The sequence below is a fragment of the Methylobacterium sp. NEAU K genome, from assembly GCF_030700285.1.
GTDB lineage: Bacteria > Pseudomonadota > Alphaproteobacteria > Rhizobiales > Beijerinckiaceae > Methylobacterium.
The window spans coordinates 113,377-128,202 of record NZ_JAUYZJ010000002.1; the positions used below are offsets into that span (position 1 = coordinate 113,377).

The 14,826-nt window shown below is 67.8% G+C and carries 17 protein-coding genes and 1 tRNA gene; 6 read left to right on the top strand and 12 right to left on the bottom strand.

What is annotated here, in order from left to right:
• Window positions 1-8: 8 nt before the first annotated feature.
• The 3 genes from Q8W67_RS02195 to Q8W67_RS02205 all read right to left on the bottom strand — a co-directional run bounded on the left by Q8W67_RS02195 (window position 9) and on the right by Q8W67_RS02205 (window position 2,814).
• Entirely contained in the window at window positions 9-1,226 is a 1,218-nt protein-coding gene (locus tag Q8W67_RS02195) for an ABC transporter substrate-binding protein (protein WP_305540030.1), read from the bottom strand.
• Between the two features lie 93 nt (window positions 1,227-1,319).
• Window positions 1,320-2,063, bottom strand: coding sequence for an ABC transporter ATP-binding protein (locus Q8W67_RS02200; protein ID WP_305540032.1), 744 nt, complete (start codon window positions 2,061-2,063; stop codon window positions 1,320-1,322).
• Complete coding sequence (locus tag Q8W67_RS02205) at window positions 2,056-2,814, bottom strand: ABC transporter ATP-binding protein (RefSeq protein ID WP_305540035.1); 759 nt, start codon at window positions 2,812-2,814, stop codon at window positions 2,056-2,058. Before Q8W67_RS02205 ends, Q8W67_RS02200 begins: the two co-directional genes overlap by 8 nt.
• A gap of 291 nt (window positions 2,815-3,105) precedes the next feature.
• On the opposite strand from Q8W67_RS02205, the gene Q8W67_RS02210 reads away from it, so the two are divergent.
• The 3 genes from Q8W67_RS02210 to Q8W67_RS02220 all read left to right on the top strand — a co-directional run bounded on the left by Q8W67_RS02210 (window position 3,106) and on the right by Q8W67_RS02220 (window position 5,912).
• On the top strand, window positions 3,106-4,002 hold the full coding sequence (locus Q8W67_RS02210; protein WP_305540037.1) for a 2-dehydro-3-deoxygalactonokinase: 897 nt from the start codon (window positions 3,106-3,108) through the stop codon (window positions 4,000-4,002).
• Entirely contained in the window at window positions 3,999-4,634 is a 636-nt protein-coding gene (locus Q8W67_RS02215; RefSeq protein WP_305540040.1) for a 2-dehydro-3-deoxy-6-phosphogalactonate aldolase, read from the top strand. The genes Q8W67_RS02210 and Q8W67_RS02215 overlap by 4 nt, the downstream gene beginning before the upstream one ends.
• Window positions 4,635-4,751: 117 nt before the next feature.
• The gene (locus Q8W67_RS02220) at window positions 4,752-5,912 is read left to right on the top strand and encodes a DSD1 family PLP-dependent enzyme (protein ID WP_305540042.1); all 1,161 of its coding nucleotides are present in this window, start codon (window positions 4,752-4,754) and stop codon (window positions 5,910-5,912) included.
• Between the two features lie 440 nt (window positions 5,913-6,352).
• Here the strand turns inward: Q8W67_RS02220 and Q8W67_RS02225 are convergent, their stop codons facing one another.
• From Q8W67_RS02225 to Q8W67_RS02240, 4 genes are all read right to left on the bottom strand, one after another.
• Complete coding sequence (locus Q8W67_RS02225; protein WP_305540044.1) at window positions 6,353-6,526, bottom strand: hypothetical protein; 174 nt, start codon at window positions 6,524-6,526, stop codon at window positions 6,353-6,355.
• A 236-nt stretch (window positions 6,527-6,762) separates the two neighbouring features.
• Window positions 6,763-7,683: a histone deacetylase gene (locus Q8W67_RS02230; protein ID WP_305540047.1), complete on the bottom strand. Its 921-nt coding sequence runs from the start codon at window positions 7,681-7,683 to the stop codon at window positions 6,763-6,765.
• Entirely contained in the window at window positions 7,680-8,621 is a 942-nt protein-coding gene (locus tag Q8W67_RS02235; RefSeq protein WP_305540050.1) for an NAD(P)/FAD-dependent oxidoreductase, read from the bottom strand. Before Q8W67_RS02235 ends, Q8W67_RS02230 begins: the two co-directional genes overlap by 4 nt.
• Window positions 8,622-8,907: 286 nt before the next feature.
• Window positions 8,908-8,992 (bottom strand) — tRNA-Leu (locus tag Q8W67_RS02240).
• A 137-nt stretch (window positions 8,993-9,129) separates the two neighbouring features.
• On the opposite strand from Q8W67_RS02240, the gene Q8W67_RS02245 reads away from it, so the two are divergent.
• Together Q8W67_RS02245 and Q8W67_RS02250 are read left to right on the top strand one after the other, a co-directional pair.
• A complete protein-coding gene (locus Q8W67_RS02245) occupies window positions 9,130-9,711 on the top strand; it encodes a YqaA family protein (RefSeq protein ID WP_305540052.1) in 582 nt (193 codons plus the stop codon).
• Window positions 9,712-9,713: 2 nt separating this feature from the next.
• Window positions 9,714-10,202, top strand: a complete 489-nt coding sequence (locus Q8W67_RS02250; RefSeq protein WP_305540055.1) for a disulfide bond formation protein B — start codon at window positions 9,714-9,716, stop codon at window positions 10,200-10,202.
• Between the two features lie 9 nt (window positions 10,203-10,211).
• On the opposite strand, the gene Q8W67_RS02255 is transcribed toward Q8W67_RS02250, so the two are convergent.
• From Q8W67_RS02255 to cpdR, 4 genes are all read right to left on the bottom strand, one after another.
• Window positions 10,212-10,667, bottom strand: coding sequence for a DUF1178 family protein (locus Q8W67_RS02255; protein WP_305540058.1), 456 nt, complete (start codon window positions 10,665-10,667; stop codon window positions 10,212-10,214).
• An 8-nt stretch (window positions 10,668-10,675) separates the two neighbouring features.
• Window positions 10,676-11,533, bottom strand: a complete 858-nt coding sequence (locus Q8W67_RS02260; RefSeq protein WP_305540061.1) for a carbon-nitrogen hydrolase family protein — start codon at window positions 11,531-11,533, stop codon at window positions 10,676-10,678.
• Window positions 11,526-11,795, bottom strand: a complete 270-nt coding sequence (gene grxC / locus Q8W67_RS02265; protein WP_305540064.1) for a glutaredoxin 3 — start codon at window positions 11,793-11,795, stop codon at window positions 11,526-11,528. The genes Q8W67_RS02260 and grxC overlap by 8 nt, the downstream gene beginning before the upstream one ends.
• A 152-nt stretch (window positions 11,796-11,947) precedes the next feature.
• Window positions 11,948-12,304, bottom strand: a complete 357-nt coding sequence (gene cpdR / locus Q8W67_RS02270; protein WP_305540069.1) for a cell cycle two-component system response regulator CpdR — start codon at window positions 12,302-12,304, stop codon at window positions 11,948-11,950.
• A gap of 208 nt (window positions 12,305-12,512) precedes the next feature.
• Between cpdR and Q8W67_RS02275 the strand changes: the two genes are divergently transcribed.
• Window positions 12,513-13,415: an N-formylglutamate amidohydrolase gene (locus tag Q8W67_RS02275; RefSeq protein WP_305540072.1), complete on the top strand. Its 903-nt coding sequence runs from the start codon at window positions 12,513-12,515 to the stop codon at window positions 13,413-13,415.
• Window positions 13,416-13,717: 302 nt separating this feature from the next.
• Here the strand turns inward: Q8W67_RS02275 and galU are convergent, their stop codons facing one another.
• A complete protein-coding gene (gene galU / locus Q8W67_RS02280) occupies window positions 13,718-14,584 on the bottom strand; it encodes a UTP--glucose-1-phosphate uridylyltransferase GalU (protein ID WP_305540076.1) in 867 nt (288 codons plus the stop codon).
• Window positions 14,585-14,826: the final 242 nt, after the last annotated feature.

Consider the following 14,826-nt stretch of genomic DNA (forward strand, 5'->3'; position numbering starts at 1 on the left):
CCGCACCGTCAGCCCTTCACGAGGGGGCACTTGCCCTCGCTCAGCGGCCGGAAGACCTGATCGCCGGGGATCGTCTCGAGTGTCTTGTAGAGGTCCCACTCACCCTTCGACTCGGAGGGCTTCTTGACCTCGAACAGATACATGTCGTGGATCTTGCGGCCGTCCGCGCGGATCGTGCCCTTGCCGAACAGCGGATCGTCGGTGGGCATCGCCTTCATCTTGGCGACGGTTGCGGCCCCGTCCGCGGTCGATTTCAGCTCAGCCACCGCCTTCAGATAATGCAACACGTCGGAATAGACGCCGGCATGGTTGGCGGTGGGCTTCGAGCCGCCCTTCATCTGCTTGGCGAACCGGTCCGAGAAGGCGCGGGTGGCGTCGTTGAGGTCCCAGTAGAACGGCTCGGTCAAGACGAGACCCTGCGCCACCTTGGTACCGAGCGAGTGCACGTCCGACGAGAAAACCAGGAGGCCGGCCAGCGCCTGCCCCCCCTCGGTGATGCCGAACTCGCCCGCCTGCTTGATGGAATTGATCGTGTCGGTGCCGGCATTGGCCAGCCCGATCACCTTGGCGCCGGACCCCTGGGCCTGGAGCAGGAACGACGAGAAGTCAGAGGTCGGGAACGGTGTCTTGACCGAGCCGACGACCGTGCCGCCGTTCTTGGTGATCACCGCGCTGGTGTCGCGCTGCAGGGTCTGGCCGAACACGTAGTCGGCGGTGAGGAAGAACCAGGTGTTTCCGCCGCGCTTCACCATGGCGCCGCCGGTGCCGTTGGCCAGCGCCACCGTGTCGTACACCCAGTGGATGGTGTTGGGTGTGCATTGCGGGCCGGTGAGGTCGGCAGTACCGGCACCCGTGTCGATGAAGACCTTGTTCTTCTCCTTGGTGACCTGGCTGATCGCCAGGGCGACCGAGGAGGTGACGCCGTCCGTGATCATGTCGACGCCATCGCGGTCGTACCATTGCCGGGCGATGCCGGCCCCGACATCGGGCTTGTTCTGGTGGTCGGCCGAGACGATCTCGACCTTCAGGCCGTGCTCGGCCGGCTTGAAATCCTCCACGGCCAGCCGGGCCGCCACCACCGAACCCTCGCCGCTGATGTCGGAATAGGCGCCGGAGCGGTCGCCCAGGACGCCGATCTTCACATTCGTCTGCGCGGCCGCGGTGCCCATCATGAGGGCGCCGGCGAGGGCGGCGAGCGACACGGACCCGATGAGACGTCCGAACATAGCGTTCCTGTCCTCCAGCGGCGCAGCGGTACCCCGCCTGCCGAGCATCAACGCGCCGTTTTACCGGCGCTTCAACCGTATTGGTTTCAGGCTTCAGACGCCGAGATAGGCGTGAAGCTTGTCGATATTGGCGTCAAGCTCGGCATTGGGGATCATATCGACCACCCGGCCCTGCTCGATCACGAAATGCCGGTCCGCCAGCGTCTGTGCGAAGCGGAAGTTCTGCTCGACCAGCACGATGGTGTAGCCCTTGGCCTTCAATTGCTGAATGGTCCGGCCGATCTGCTGGACGATGACGGGGGCGAGTCCTTCCGTCGGCTCGTCGAGCAGGATCAGTTTGGCGCCGGTCCGCAGGATCCGGCCGATGGCGAGCATCTGCTGCTCGCCGCCCGAGAGCTTGGTGCCCTGGCTGCCCGCGCGCTCCTTCAGGTTGGGGAACAGCGTGTGGATCTCGGCGACCGACATCCCGCCCGGCTTCACCCGCGGCGGCAGCATCAGATTCTCGTGGACGGTCAGGCTCGCGAAGATGCCGCGCTCCTCCGGGACGTAGCCGAGTCCCAGCCGGGCGATGTTGCGGGACGCCATCCGGATGGTTTCGACGCCGTCATACACGATCGAACCCGAGCGCCGGCCCAGAATGCCGATGATGGCCCTCAGCGTCGTCGTCTTGCCGGCGCCGTTGCGGCCGAGCAGCGTGATCACTTCGCCGGCCCGTACGTCGATGTCGATGCCGTGCAGCACGTGGCTCTCGCCGTACCAGCCCTCCAGCCCGCGCACGGTCAGGAGGGACCCGGTCGCCGCGGCCGGCGCGGGCGTCTTCAGGGCCGGCTCAAGCATGTCCCGCACCGATATAGGCCTCGATCACCCGCGAATCCTTCGAGACGGTGGCATAGTCGCCCTCGGCCAAAACCTGGCCGCGGGCGAGCACGGTGATGCGGTCGGACAACGAGGCGACGACCGACAGGTTGTGCTCGACCATCAGGATGGTCCGGTCCTTCGCGACCCGGCGGATGAGCTGCGCCGTCCGGTCCACGTCCTCGTGGCCCATTCCAGCCATCGGCTCGTCGAGCAGAAGCATCTCGGGATCGAGGGCCAGCGTCGTGGCGATCTCCAGGGCGCGCTTGCGGCCGTAGGACAGCTCGACCGCCAGCACGTCGGCGAAATCGGAAAGTCCTACGGCTTCCACCAGGGCGAGCGCCTCGCCGTTCAGGGCGCGCAGCACCCGCTCCGGCCGCCAGAAATCGAAGGAATCGCCGCGCCGCCGACGCTGCAGCGCGATGCGCACATTTTCCATCACCGTGAGGTGCGGGAACACCGCCGAGATCTGGAAGGAGCGTACGAGGCCGAGCCGGGCCACGTCGGCGGCCCGCATTCCGGTGATGTCACGGTCCTTGTAGCGGATCGTGCCGGCCGTCGGGATGAGGAACTTGGTCAGCAGATTAAAGCAGGTGGTTTTGCCGGCGCCGTTCGGGCCGATCAGCGCATGGATCGACCCGCGCTCGACTTGGAGCGCGACGCCGTTGACGGCCCGGAATCCCTTGAATTCCATCGTCAAGCCGTCGGTCGCCAGGATCACATCCCGTGCCAAGCCCATCCCTCCCGGTTTTATTGCCGGCCATATCGCCTATTCGCCGGGTACCAGTCCATCGCAAATGCTGAGTGCCGAGGTACAATCCCCGCCAAGTGATACGTGAGGCCTCCGAAGCCGATCGCATCACGGGCCATCGATTCAGGGCCCGAGGCAGCCATCACGCCAGCGCCACGCACCGAACCGACCTCCGCTTCGGACGGCGGATGGTTCCTCGGCGCCTTGATGGGATGGAAGCCAGGGCCAACCGAGCTTGACCATAGGTAGACGTCCCGTTAACTCAGACATATTGTGCATGGGGAGGGGCGCTTGATCGGTCGAACGGCCTATATCGCCGTCGACTGGGGCACGACCAACCGCCGCGCCTATGCGATGACGGCGGACGGCGCGGTGGCGGACATCCTGCAGGATGACCGTGGCGTCCTGGCTCTCGCGCCTCGCGATTATCCAGACGCGATCGCCGCGTTGCGCGAACGCTTCGGTGCGCAGCCAGTCGTGGCTGTCGGCATGGTCGGCTCCAGCCGGGGCTGGCGCGAAGCGCCCTACGTCAATGCACCGGCGACCCTGGAGGACCTTGCGGCGGCAAGCCTGGAGGCCGCTCCCGGTGTGCGGATCGTGCCCGGCGTCGCCATCAGGCACGGGACGCGGCCGGACGTTATGCGTGGCGAAGAAACGCAGGTGCTCGGCGCCATCAGCACGGGCGCGGCACCACCGACCGCTCTGTTCTGCCAGCCCGGCACGCACAACAAGTGGATCGCGACGGTCGACGGTGCGATCACGGACTTCGCCACCGTCATGACGGGCGAGATGTTCGCCCTCTTCCGTGCCAAAGGCGTGCTGGCGGGCATGCTGGACAGCGCGGTGGCGGACGGCGCGCCCTTTCGAGAGGGGCTACGCCGCGGGCTGCAATCGCGCAATCTCGCCGCCTCCCTCTTCGAGGTCCGGGCCGGCGTGCTTGTCGGCACGCTCGCGCCCGCCGACGCGGCCGCCTACGCCAGCGGCATTCTGATCGGCGCAGATGTCGGCACCCGGGAGGATCTCGGTCACCGTCCGGTCCATCTGCTGGGCGGCGGGTCCTTGACCGCGCTCTATGCCATCGCGATCACGGAAGCGGGTGGTCGCGCCGTGACCGTGCCAGGCAATTCCACCGCGGCCGGCATCCACGCCATCCGGAGGCTCCAGACATGACGATCCTCGACCGATTCGAGGCGGCATTCTCGACCTGTCCCCTTGTGGCGATCCTGCGCGGCCTCACGCCCGAGGAGGCGCCGGGCATCGGCGACGCGCTGGTCGATGCCGGCTTCACCCTCATCGAGGTGCCTCTCAACTCGCCGGAGCCGTTCAAGAGCATCGCGCTCCTCGCCGAACGGTTCGCCGGGCGCGCCCTGGTCGGGGCGGGCACCGTCCTGACGCCGATGCAGGTCGCGGAGGTCGTGTCGGCGCGCGGAACGCTGATCGTCTCGCCCAACACCGATGCCGCAGTGATCCACGCGACCGTCGCCGCTGGCCTGATCTCGTTGCCCGGCTATCAGACGCCGACCGAAGCCTTCGCGGCTCTCGCGGCCGGTGCCACCGCGCTGAAGCTCTTCCCAGCGGACATCGCCTCGCCCGCGGCGCTCAAGGCTCATCGGGCCGTCTTACCCGCCGACACGCGCGTATTGGCAGTCGGCGGAGTCACGCCGGACAGCGTCGCCGGATGGCGACAGGCGGGGGCCGTCGGCTTCGGCCTCGGCTCGAACCTCTACCGGCCGGGCAAGCCCGCGGCCGAGGTCGCGCGGGACGCGGCTGCCTTCATCGCCGCCACAAGGATGCCCGCGTAAGCGCTCGAGACCTCTGGGTCGGAAGGCTCAAGGCGCCTGCGGCCCGGCATGGTGTCTTGGGCTGCCGCACGGCGCTGTCTAGAAGGTCCTCCGGATGAACAGCGCGGGAGTGGGCGCATGACGGACGGGCACATCGCACAGGCGGACGGCCTCGACGGGCTGGAGACCCCCTGCCTCCTCCTCGACGCGGACAGGCTCCAGGCCAATGTCGCCGGGATGCGGGCGCGGCTCGACCGGCTGGGCGTATCCCTGCGGCCGCACTTGAAGACGGCCAAGTCGCTCGATGTTGCCCGAGTCGCCATGGCGAGCCCGTCCGGCCCGGCGACGGTCTCCACCCTGCGCGAGGCGGAGCACTTCGCCGAGGGCGGAATCCGCGACCTCATCTACGCTGTGGGGATCGCGCCGCAGAAGCTCGACCGGGTCGGCGCGATCCGTCGGCGCTGGGGAACGGATCTCGCGATCGTGCTGGATTCGGTCGAACAGGCCGAGGCCGTCACCGCCTGGAGCCGCCGAAACGGCGATACGCTCCCAGTGCTGATCGAGGTCGACGCCGACGGGCACCGGTCCGGCGTGAAGCCGAAGGATGCCGAGCGGCTCGTGGCGATCGGCGGGATGCTCGCCGACGGCGCCTGCCTGCGCGGCGTGCTGTTGCACGCGGGCGACAGCTACGGGTTGACCGATCCGGCCGCGCTGACGAGGGCCGCCGAGGACGAACGCCGGGCGGCCGTTACGGCGGCGACGATACTGCGGGAGGCGGGGCTACCCTGCCCGGTCGTCAGCGTCGGGTCGACGCCGACCGCGCGCTACGCGGAGAATCTCGACGGCGTCACCGAGGTCCGGGCCGGCGTCTTCATGATCGGCGACCTGTTCCAGGCCGGCGTCGGCTCCTGCGGGATCGGCGACATCGCGCTCACCGTCCTGGCGACGGTGATCGGCCATCAACGAGACAAGGGCTGGATCATCACCGATGCCGGTTGGATGGCGCTCTCGCGCGACCGAGGGACGGCACGGCAGCGGGTCGATCAGGGCTACGGGCTCGTGTGCGACCGTGCCGGGCGTTCCTATCCGGATCTGATCGTGCGGGACGCGAACCAGGAGCACGGCATCGTCGGCCTGCGGGCGGGCTCGTCGGCCGCCGTTCCGGATCTCCCGGTCGGCGCGCGCCTGCGCATCCTCCCAAACCATGCCTGTGCCACCGGCGCCCAGCACGATCGCTATCACGTGCTCTCGGGCGGGCGGCACACCGGAGAGGCTTGGCCGCGCATCAACGGCTGGTGACGCGCGGCCGTACCGTTCCTACTGCCGGTTCGAGACGGCCCGGACCGGGCGGTCAGCGCGACTCATCACCCCACGGCACGCTGTGCTGAGGCTGGCCCGCTGCTGGCGCAGGCACGCCGTAATCGCCCCGGCATCCGGAACATGGGACGCACACAGGCGCATGACGTCCGGCGTGCAGGCGGCGCGCTCGTCGGGCGTCACTGCGAGCGCGGGCAAAGTAGCCGCCGCGAAGGCGAGGAGTGCAAACCTGGCAGATTTCATTGGAACGCAATCCTGACACGAGAGGGGCCGCCCGAATGGCCAAGCCAAGGCTTACGGCGAGAACGTCGTGAATCTGGCAAACATCCGTCCGACGCGAGAGCATCCTGCCGCACTGCCGCCGCGAAGCCGCCGACACAGGCGATCTCGCGAAGGACCGTTCCGAACGGCACCGGCGGCACTCAAGGCTGTGAGGCCGAGGTGATGGCTCCCGTAGCGACGGGCTCGTTCAAAGCCGCGCCGACACTCGTCTGCGCTTTCTGGCGATCGAGCTTATCCGCGGAGACGAGGGCAGCGGTGATCAGGGCTGCCACCGCCAGCGTCGCCTTCACCACCTCCCAGACTCGCGCAAGCATGACTGAATCCCGATGGCATCGCAGAAGCCTAAGCAGATTTGCCTTGGGCGAAGCTGTTCAGGCGATTGATCCCGAGCCGTCCTCTTCGCCGCGGCAGTGACCGCTTCGCGAATGATCTTCAGCAGCGGCACCACCTCACCGAACTGCGGTTTCACGATCTTCGGGGTGGACCCTTCCCAAAACCTTTCGCGCCCGGCGTCGCGTGATGCTGCACGGACACCTGATGCATCCGTGCCTCACTCGGTCGCCGGCTCCGCTGCCGCTTCCGCCGCCAGCGCCTCGAAGACCAGAGCGTGACGCCGGGCCAGGGCCTCGACGTCGTGGGTGTACCCGCCGCCAATCACCGCCACGAGGGGAATGCCGCGGGCTCGCGCCTGCGCCACGACGAAACGATCCCGGGCCAATAAACCCTCATCGCTGAGGCAGAGCCGCCCGAGACGGTCGTCGCGATGGGGATCAACTCCGGCGTTGTAGAATACGATGTCGGGGGCGAGCGCGGCGAGGAGCGGCGGCAGCCGTGCGCGCAGGACCTCGAGGTAGCCGGCATCATCGAGGCGGTCCGGCAGGCCGATATCGAGGTCGCCGGCGATCTTCTGGGCCGGGTAGTTGTTCTCGCAATGGATCGAGAGCGTGAACAGGTCCGGGCACAGCGCGAGGCAATCCGCGGTCCCATCGCCCTGATGGACGTCGAGATCGACCACGAGGGCGCGCCGCACGGCCCCCTCATCCTGAAGGGTGCGGGCGGCGACCGCGACGTCGTTCAGCACGCAGAATCCGGCTCCCTGCTGGCGCCGGGCATGGTGGCTCCCCCCGGCCGCGCTCCCGGCCAGCCCCTCGGCCAGCGCCAGGCGCGCTGCCAGCAGTGTCCCGCCCACCGACGCGCGCGAGCGGCGAACGAGTGCAGCATCCACCGGAAGGCCGATCGCCCGCTCGATCTCCGGGTGCACCGCGCAATCGAGGACCGCCTGCACGTAGGCCGGATCATGCGCACGGGTCAGGATCCCGGCGCCGGCCGGTTCCGGCGTGACGAACCCGAGTGGCGCCAGACCCTTTGCGATCAGCGTCTCGGCCAGCAGGCCGTACTTGCGCATCGGAAAGCGATGCCCGGCCGGCAGGCTCGACTCGTAGGCCGGGTGAAAGGCGATGGGTGGGATCACGCGGATGCGCTCAGATCGGCGAGGATCGCCTCCGCGAGTGCCAAGCCGCTGTCATGGGCCGCCTCGATCCGCGGCCCCAGGCACCAGTCTCCGGCCGCGCCCAGCCGCAGGCCGGGATCGTACAGGCAGGGCCTGCCCAGGGCGGTCTCGACCTGGGCGTAGCGCCAGCGATGCGCCTCGGCGTAGGCGGGGCGCAATGGGGCACCGAGGCACTCTCCTGCGGCGCGGGTCAGCGCGTCCACGATCGCCTCGCACGGCGCCTCAAGGTGCGCACGCGACCAGCTCCGCGTGGCATGCAGCGTCAGCCGGGCACCCGCGGGACGGCCGGGCTTCGACGAATCCAGCGCGATGAGGCCCACAGGCCCTTCCTGCGGTTCGATCAGCACATCGCCGGGTGCGTTCTCGACCGCCAGCATCAGCGACCAGCAGGGTGCATAAGCCGCCTGCTCGACGCCCGGCAGAGCGAGCCCGGAGGCGTCGAGCAGGGCGGCGGCTTGCGGTGCCGGGATCGCGATCGCCAGGGCGGCGAAGGGCCCTTGGTTAGCGCCGGCGCTGTCCGTCAGGCGCCAACCGGCCCGGTCGCGACCGATTCGAACGATCGTGGTGCCGCTCGCGACGGGTAGGTCGCCGAGGAGGTCCCGAACCGGCGCCGTCATGCCCGGCACGCCGACCCGGCGGCCGGCACCGGCCCAGGATGCCACGATACCCCGTCGATCCCAGCCGGCGAGCCGCGCCGCGAACGTTTCGCCCCGCGCCCGCATGAATTGCGCGCCGTGGTCGAATTGCATCGCGTGCGTGTGCCGGGTCGACATCCGGCCGCCGACGCCGCGACCCTTGTCGAAGACCCTGACGTGCCAACCGGCTTCGGCGATGCGCCGCGCCACGGTCGCGCCCGCCATGCCGGCCCCCAGGATCGCGACGCTTGGGCGCTCGTTCACGACTGGTCGCTCGCTCACGATATTGTCTCGAAACCGACGACGGCCCCGTCGGGCCCCCGATGTGATCGACATAGGGGACGTTGCCGTCTGCGTAAGCGCTCGCCGGCCGCGACGCATCAACCCGCCCGGCAGCCACCGGAAGGATGGTCTGATGCCGATCGGCGGCGGAGATGGCGTGCCGTCGACCTCGACGGTCGATCCCGGCGCGACACAGCGCCAGAGAGATGCTCGATCTGCGCGCCTAGACCGGGTCCGAGTCCCGATCCCGGGGCGATCGAGAGGCGGATGGTGCGGGTAGAGGGAATCGAACCCCCACGCCTTGCGGCTGGCGATTTTGAGTCGCCCGCGTCTACCAGTTCCGCCATACCCGCGCGCGTTCGGCTCTTCGCATAGGTATGGCGCCCGGGCCAAGAGCGTTCGTGCGGGTTTTTTGCCGGGCGGCGCGATCTGGCCAAGGCGCTTCGCCTATGCTCAAAGGGCGCCCGTTACCTCACGACCCGGACATTGAATGCTCCGCCGGCTCTATGCGTGGATCCTCGCCCTGAGCGGCAAGCCCTCGGCGCCCTACGCGCTCGGCGCCGTGGCCTTCGCCGAGAGTTCGTTCTTCCCGATCCCGCCGGACGCGATGCTGGTGCCCATGGCGGTCAGCCGCCCGGACCGGGTCTGGCTCTACGCGACCATCGCGACGATCGCCTCGGTGCTGGGCGGCCTCGTCGGCTACGCCATCGGCGCGTTGCTGTTCGACTCCCTCGGCGCATGGCTGATCCGCCTGTACGGGCTGCAGAATTCGGCGGAGACCTTCCAGGATTCCTACGCCCGCTACGGGCACTGGGTGATCCTGCTGAAGGGCCTCACGCCGATCCCCTACAAGCTCGTGACCATCACCTCGGGCTTTGCCCATTACAGCCTGTTCTGGTTCACGGTGTTGTCGATCATCACCCGCGGTGCCCGGTTCTTCATCCTGGCCGGGCTGCTCGGGCGCTACGGCGTCCCGATCCGCAACGTGCTCGACCGGCATCTCAACGCGGTCGCGGCCATCTCCGTCGCGGTGATCGTCCTCGGTTTCGTGCTCTTCAAGGTGATCCTTTAGCGATGAACACGGCGTCAGCGCTTCGCCTCAAGACGGCCGGCCTCTGGCTCGCGCTCCTCTCGGCCCTGATCCTCGGGGCCGTCCTGGTGCTCCAGTACGGGTACGGCTACGCGCCGTGCAAGCTCTGCCTGACCGAGCGCCTGCCCTTCTACGCGGCCGTCCCGCTGGGCCTCGCGGCGCTCCTGGCGCCGGAGCGCCTCGCCCGTCTGGCACTCGGGCTTGCCGCCCTCGGGCTCCTCTATGGTGCGGGGATCGGCGTCTACCACGCCGGTGCGGAATGGGGGTTCTGGCCGGGGCCGACGGATTGCGGCGGCGGCACGGGCGCCAACCCGGGGCAGGTCGGGGATTTCCTGAACGCGCTCCAGACTACCAAGGTGGTCGATTGCTCGGTGGCGGCTCTGCGCGTCCTCGAGATCTCGCTCGCCGGCTGGAGCGCCCTCGTTTCCTTCGCGCTGGCCTCGCTGGCTGGAACCGTCGCTGCGCGTCCCTGAACCTGCCGCTCAGTTGCGGTCGTCGGGCATGACCGGGATCGGCGCGACGTCGATCCCCTCCTCGATCAGGGCGCGCGCCTCCGCCGGGCTCGCCTCACCGTAGATCGAGCGGCCTTCCGCCTCGCCGTAATGGATCCTGCGCGCCTCTTCGGGGAAACGGGCACCGACATGCTCCGCATTGGCGACGACCTGTTCGCGCAAGGCCCGCAGCATCGCCCTGACCTGTCGCTCGGGTTCCGCGATCATCGGCACAGACACCTCGGCCGGGGGGACGGCAGCCGTCGGGGCGTGCCCCCGGTCGGTGCGCGCGACGCTCGGGGCCATCAGGGCCTTCGTGACCTTCGCACTGTCGCAGGCCGGACAGGTCACGAGCCCGCGCGCGACTTGATCATCGTAGGATTCCGAAGACGGGAACCAGCTGTCGAAGCCGTGTCCGGCCTCGCAGACGAGACTGTACCGGATCATGAGCCTGCTTACTGTGCAGCCGGGACTTGCCGGTCGATACGCTCGACCGTGAATGGACGTCCGTGCTGGAGCGCCGGGATACGCGCCCTGGCATCGGCGACCTGTGCGAGGTCGATCTCCGCCAGGATCACACCGGGCTCGGACCCGCCCGCATCGGCCAGCACCCGGCCCCAGGGGTCGACGATCAGGGAATGGCCGAAGGTCTCGCGCCCGTCCTCGTGCACGCCGCCCTGGGCCGCCGAGATCACGAACGCACCGGTCTCGATCGCGCGCGCCCGCTGGAGCACATGCCAATGCGCTTCGCCGGTCTGGCGCGTGAAGCAGGCGGGCGCGGTGAGCACCTCGGCACCCGCCTCGGCGAGGGCCCGGTACAGCGCCGGAAAGCGAATATCGTAGCAGATCGTCAGGCCGAGAATGGCCCAGGGCGTGGCCGCCAGAACCGCACAGGCGCCTCCCGTGTAGGTCGCCGATTCCCGCCAGCGCTCGCCGCTCGGCAGATCGACATCGAACAGGTGGAGCTTGTCGTAGGACGCGAGGATCTCGCCGTCGGCACCGATCAGGTAGGCACGGTTGGCGAACTTGTCTCCAGAACGTACGGCGATCGAGCCGATGTGTATCATCGATCCGCTCTCGCGGGCGGCCTGCCGCAGGGCCGCGAGGGTCGGATCCCGCTCCTCGACGGTGACGTGCTCGAAGAGCGGTTCCCGATTCCGCTCGACCAGAGATGTCATCTCGGGGGTCTGAACGTAGTCTGCACCGCGGGCCGCCGCCTCGCGGATGCCGGCCACGGCCGCGTCGCGATTGGCGCCCGGGTCGCGGCCCGAGCGCATCTGCACGCATGCCGCGGTGAATCGCCTCTCAGGCATTGGCCTTGTCCGCCAGCAGCGCGTCGAGTCTGTCGGCCCGGTCGAGTGCGTAGAGATCGTCGCACCCTCCGACGTGGGTGGTGCCGACGAAGATCTGCGGAACGCTGGTGCGGCCACCCGCACGTTCGATCATCGCGGCCCGCGCGCCTTGCGTCCGCTCCACGTCGATCTCCTGGAAGGCGGCGCCCTTCTCTTTCAGCAGGCTCTTTGCCGCCGAGCAATAGGGGCACCAAGCCGTGGTATAGATCGTGACCGACTGCATGACGTTCGTCGTCTCGCGCGTGAAGTCCGCCCATATAGGGGCTCGCGAGACGAATTGCCTATGCCTACGCGGTCACAGGCGGGCCGGCCCCGGCGGTAGCCCGGTCCGCGCTGCTTCGTCGGAACGGGTGATCGACCGCTCCGATCGGACTGTCAGGCGGCCATCAGCTTCTCGACCTCGTTGACGAGTTCGCGCAGATGGAATGGCTTCGACAGGACCTTCGCGTCCTTGGGAGCCTTGGAATCCGGATTGAGTGCCACCGCGGCGAACCCGGTGATGAACATCACCTTGATGTCCGGGTCGAGCTCGGTGGCGCGCCGAGCCAGCTCGATCCCGTCCATCTCCGGCATCACGATATCGGTCAGCAACAGCTCGAACGGCTCCTCGCGCAGCCGGTTGTAGGCCGAGAGGCCGTTGTCGAAGGACAGAACGTCGTAACCTGCGTTCTGCAGCGCCTTGGCCAGAAACCGGCGCATGTCGTTGTCGTCTTCCGCCAGTAGGATTTTCATCGGCCGTTTCCGAGCCCTTGAGTCGAAATGTTGATCCCATAAAGGGACGCGATGGTAAACAAGGTGTTAGGATTGGAGCGCGCAGCCGGCGCCGCGCGTCCCAACGACGGAGCATAAGCCGCCGGCACCGGAGTGGACAGGCGGCCGTTCGCGCACCACAGTGCGCGTCCGCCGCGCTCGTTCAACCGCCGGGGTGTCCACGCAACCGATGACCGCCCCCGAAACGGTACTGCCAGACGCCTTCGGTTTCGCTCCGGCCTTCGCGGTCGACGAACCTGCGACGCACACACTGCCTTTCGTCTTCAATACCGGTCATTCCGGGGCCGTCTACCCCCCCGAGTTCGTCGCCGCGTCGCGATTGGATGCTTTGACCCTGCGCCGATCGGAGGACGCGTATGTCGATCGGCTATTCGCCCCGGTGGTGGAACTCGGCGCCCCGCTCTTGCGCGCCCACTTTCCGCGCGCATTCCTGGACGTGAATCGCGAACCCTTCGAGCTCGACCCACGCATGTTCGACGGGCGGCTGCCGCCCTTCGCCAATACCCGGTCGATGCGGGTCGCCGGTGGCCTAGGGACGGTGCCGCGCGTCGTGGCGGACGGACAGGAGATCTACGCACGGCGGCTGCCGGTCAGCGAGGCGACGGCCCGGATCGAGGCTCTTTACAAGCCCTATCACCGGGCGCTGCGCGGCCTGATCCAGCGCACGGCGCGCAGCCACGGCCACTGCGTCCTGATCGATTGCCACTCGATGCCGTCATCGAGCCTGGGGCGTGACGCGGAATTCAAAGCCGATATGGTCCTCGGCGACCGCTACGGCACTGCGTGCGCCCCCTGCCTCATCGACGGTTTCGAAGCGGCCTTGCGGGCGCGGGGTTTTCGCGTGGTGCGTAACAAGCCCTACGCTGGCGGCTTCATCACCGAGCATTACGGCGAGCCCAATCTCGGACGTCACGCACTGCAGATCGAGGTCAACCGGGCGCTCTACATGAACGAGGCGAGCCTCGCGGTAACGCCGGACTTCCCGAGTCTGGTGAAGGCCCTGCGTGCCGTGATCGCCACCGTCGCGGCTGATCTGGGCGATCTCACGCCGCGTCGGATGGCCGCCGAATAGGGACGATGCCGAAGCGGGATCGGGCTTAGATGTCCCTTTCGAGACCTCAGAGGGGGCGCGTCCGCTCCGCAGCGGCGCTTTCCATTCCGGCGAATGATCCCGCTGTCTGAAAAGAAAAAAGGCCACTCCCGAAGGAGCGGCCCGAAGTCTAGGGAGGAAACGCCCAAGAAGGGCAACGAGATCGCGACGCCATCGCGATCTCGCAACGCACAAAATAAAGTGCGCTGCACAAGAAGCAAGTGCAGAATCCTCGCGGCCTCCGCTATGAATGCATGGCTCGGGCGCGTTGCGCGCAGGCACCGTCAGTCGTCCCTGAGCAGCTTTGCGATCTCGGCTTTCAAAGGGCCGGCGAGGTCCGGCCGCTCGAGGGCATAGGCGAGGTTGGCAGTGAGGAAGCCGATCTTGGAGCCGGTATCGTAGGTTCGACCTTCGTAGCGCATGCCGAAGAAATCCTGCGTCGCCATCAGCTCGATCATGGCGTCGGTCAGCTGGATCTCTCCACCTGCGCCCTTCTTCCCGTGCTCCAGGATCGCGAAGATCTCGGGCTGGAGAATGTAGCGGCCGGAGATGATGAAATTCGATGGTGCCGTACCCTGCTTCGGTTTCTCGACCATGCCAGTGATCTCGAAGGACTGGCCGTATGTCTCCCCGGTGCTGACGATGCCGTATTGATGCGTTTCATCGGGCGCCACCTCCTCGACGGCGATGATGTTGCCGCCGTGACGCTCGTAGGTCGCCAGCATTTGCTGCATGCACCCGCGGCTCAGCATGTCCGGCAAGAGCACCGCGAAGGGCTCATCGCCCACGATCTCGCGGGCGCACCAGACCGCGTGCCCGAGCCCGAGAGGCGCCTGCTGGCGGGTGAAGCTGGTCTGGCCGGCCTTGGGCAAGTCGCGCTTCAGCTCCTCGAAGGCGGCCGTCTTGCCGCGCTCCTGAAGGGTGTGGTCGAGCTCGAAGGCGATGTCGAAATGGTCCTCTATCACAGCCTTGCCACGTCCGGTCACGAAAATGAAATGCTCGATGCCGGCCTCGCGCGCCTCGTCGACGACGTGCTGCACCACCGGCCGATCCACGACCGTGAGCATCTCCTTGGGAACCGCCTTGGTCGCGGGCAGGAATCGCGTGCCCAGGCCCGCGACGGGCAGGACGGCCTTGCGGATCGGTTTCATCAAGCGGCAACCCCAGGGACTGAATGGAACGGCATGGTCAACGGTTCAGGCAGTGAGATAGCCTAACGCGATGCGTCGCAAGGCCTCTACGTCGATCGTATGAAGCAGAGTGCCGTAAATATACCGTCTGTGACCACCTGGAGTGGCCTTCGTCGAAACGGGATCCCACTCGGCGGTCGAGCGGGCGAGGACACAACGGTCGAGAGCCTTGCACTGTCGGAATCCAATCGGGCAAAGCTCTA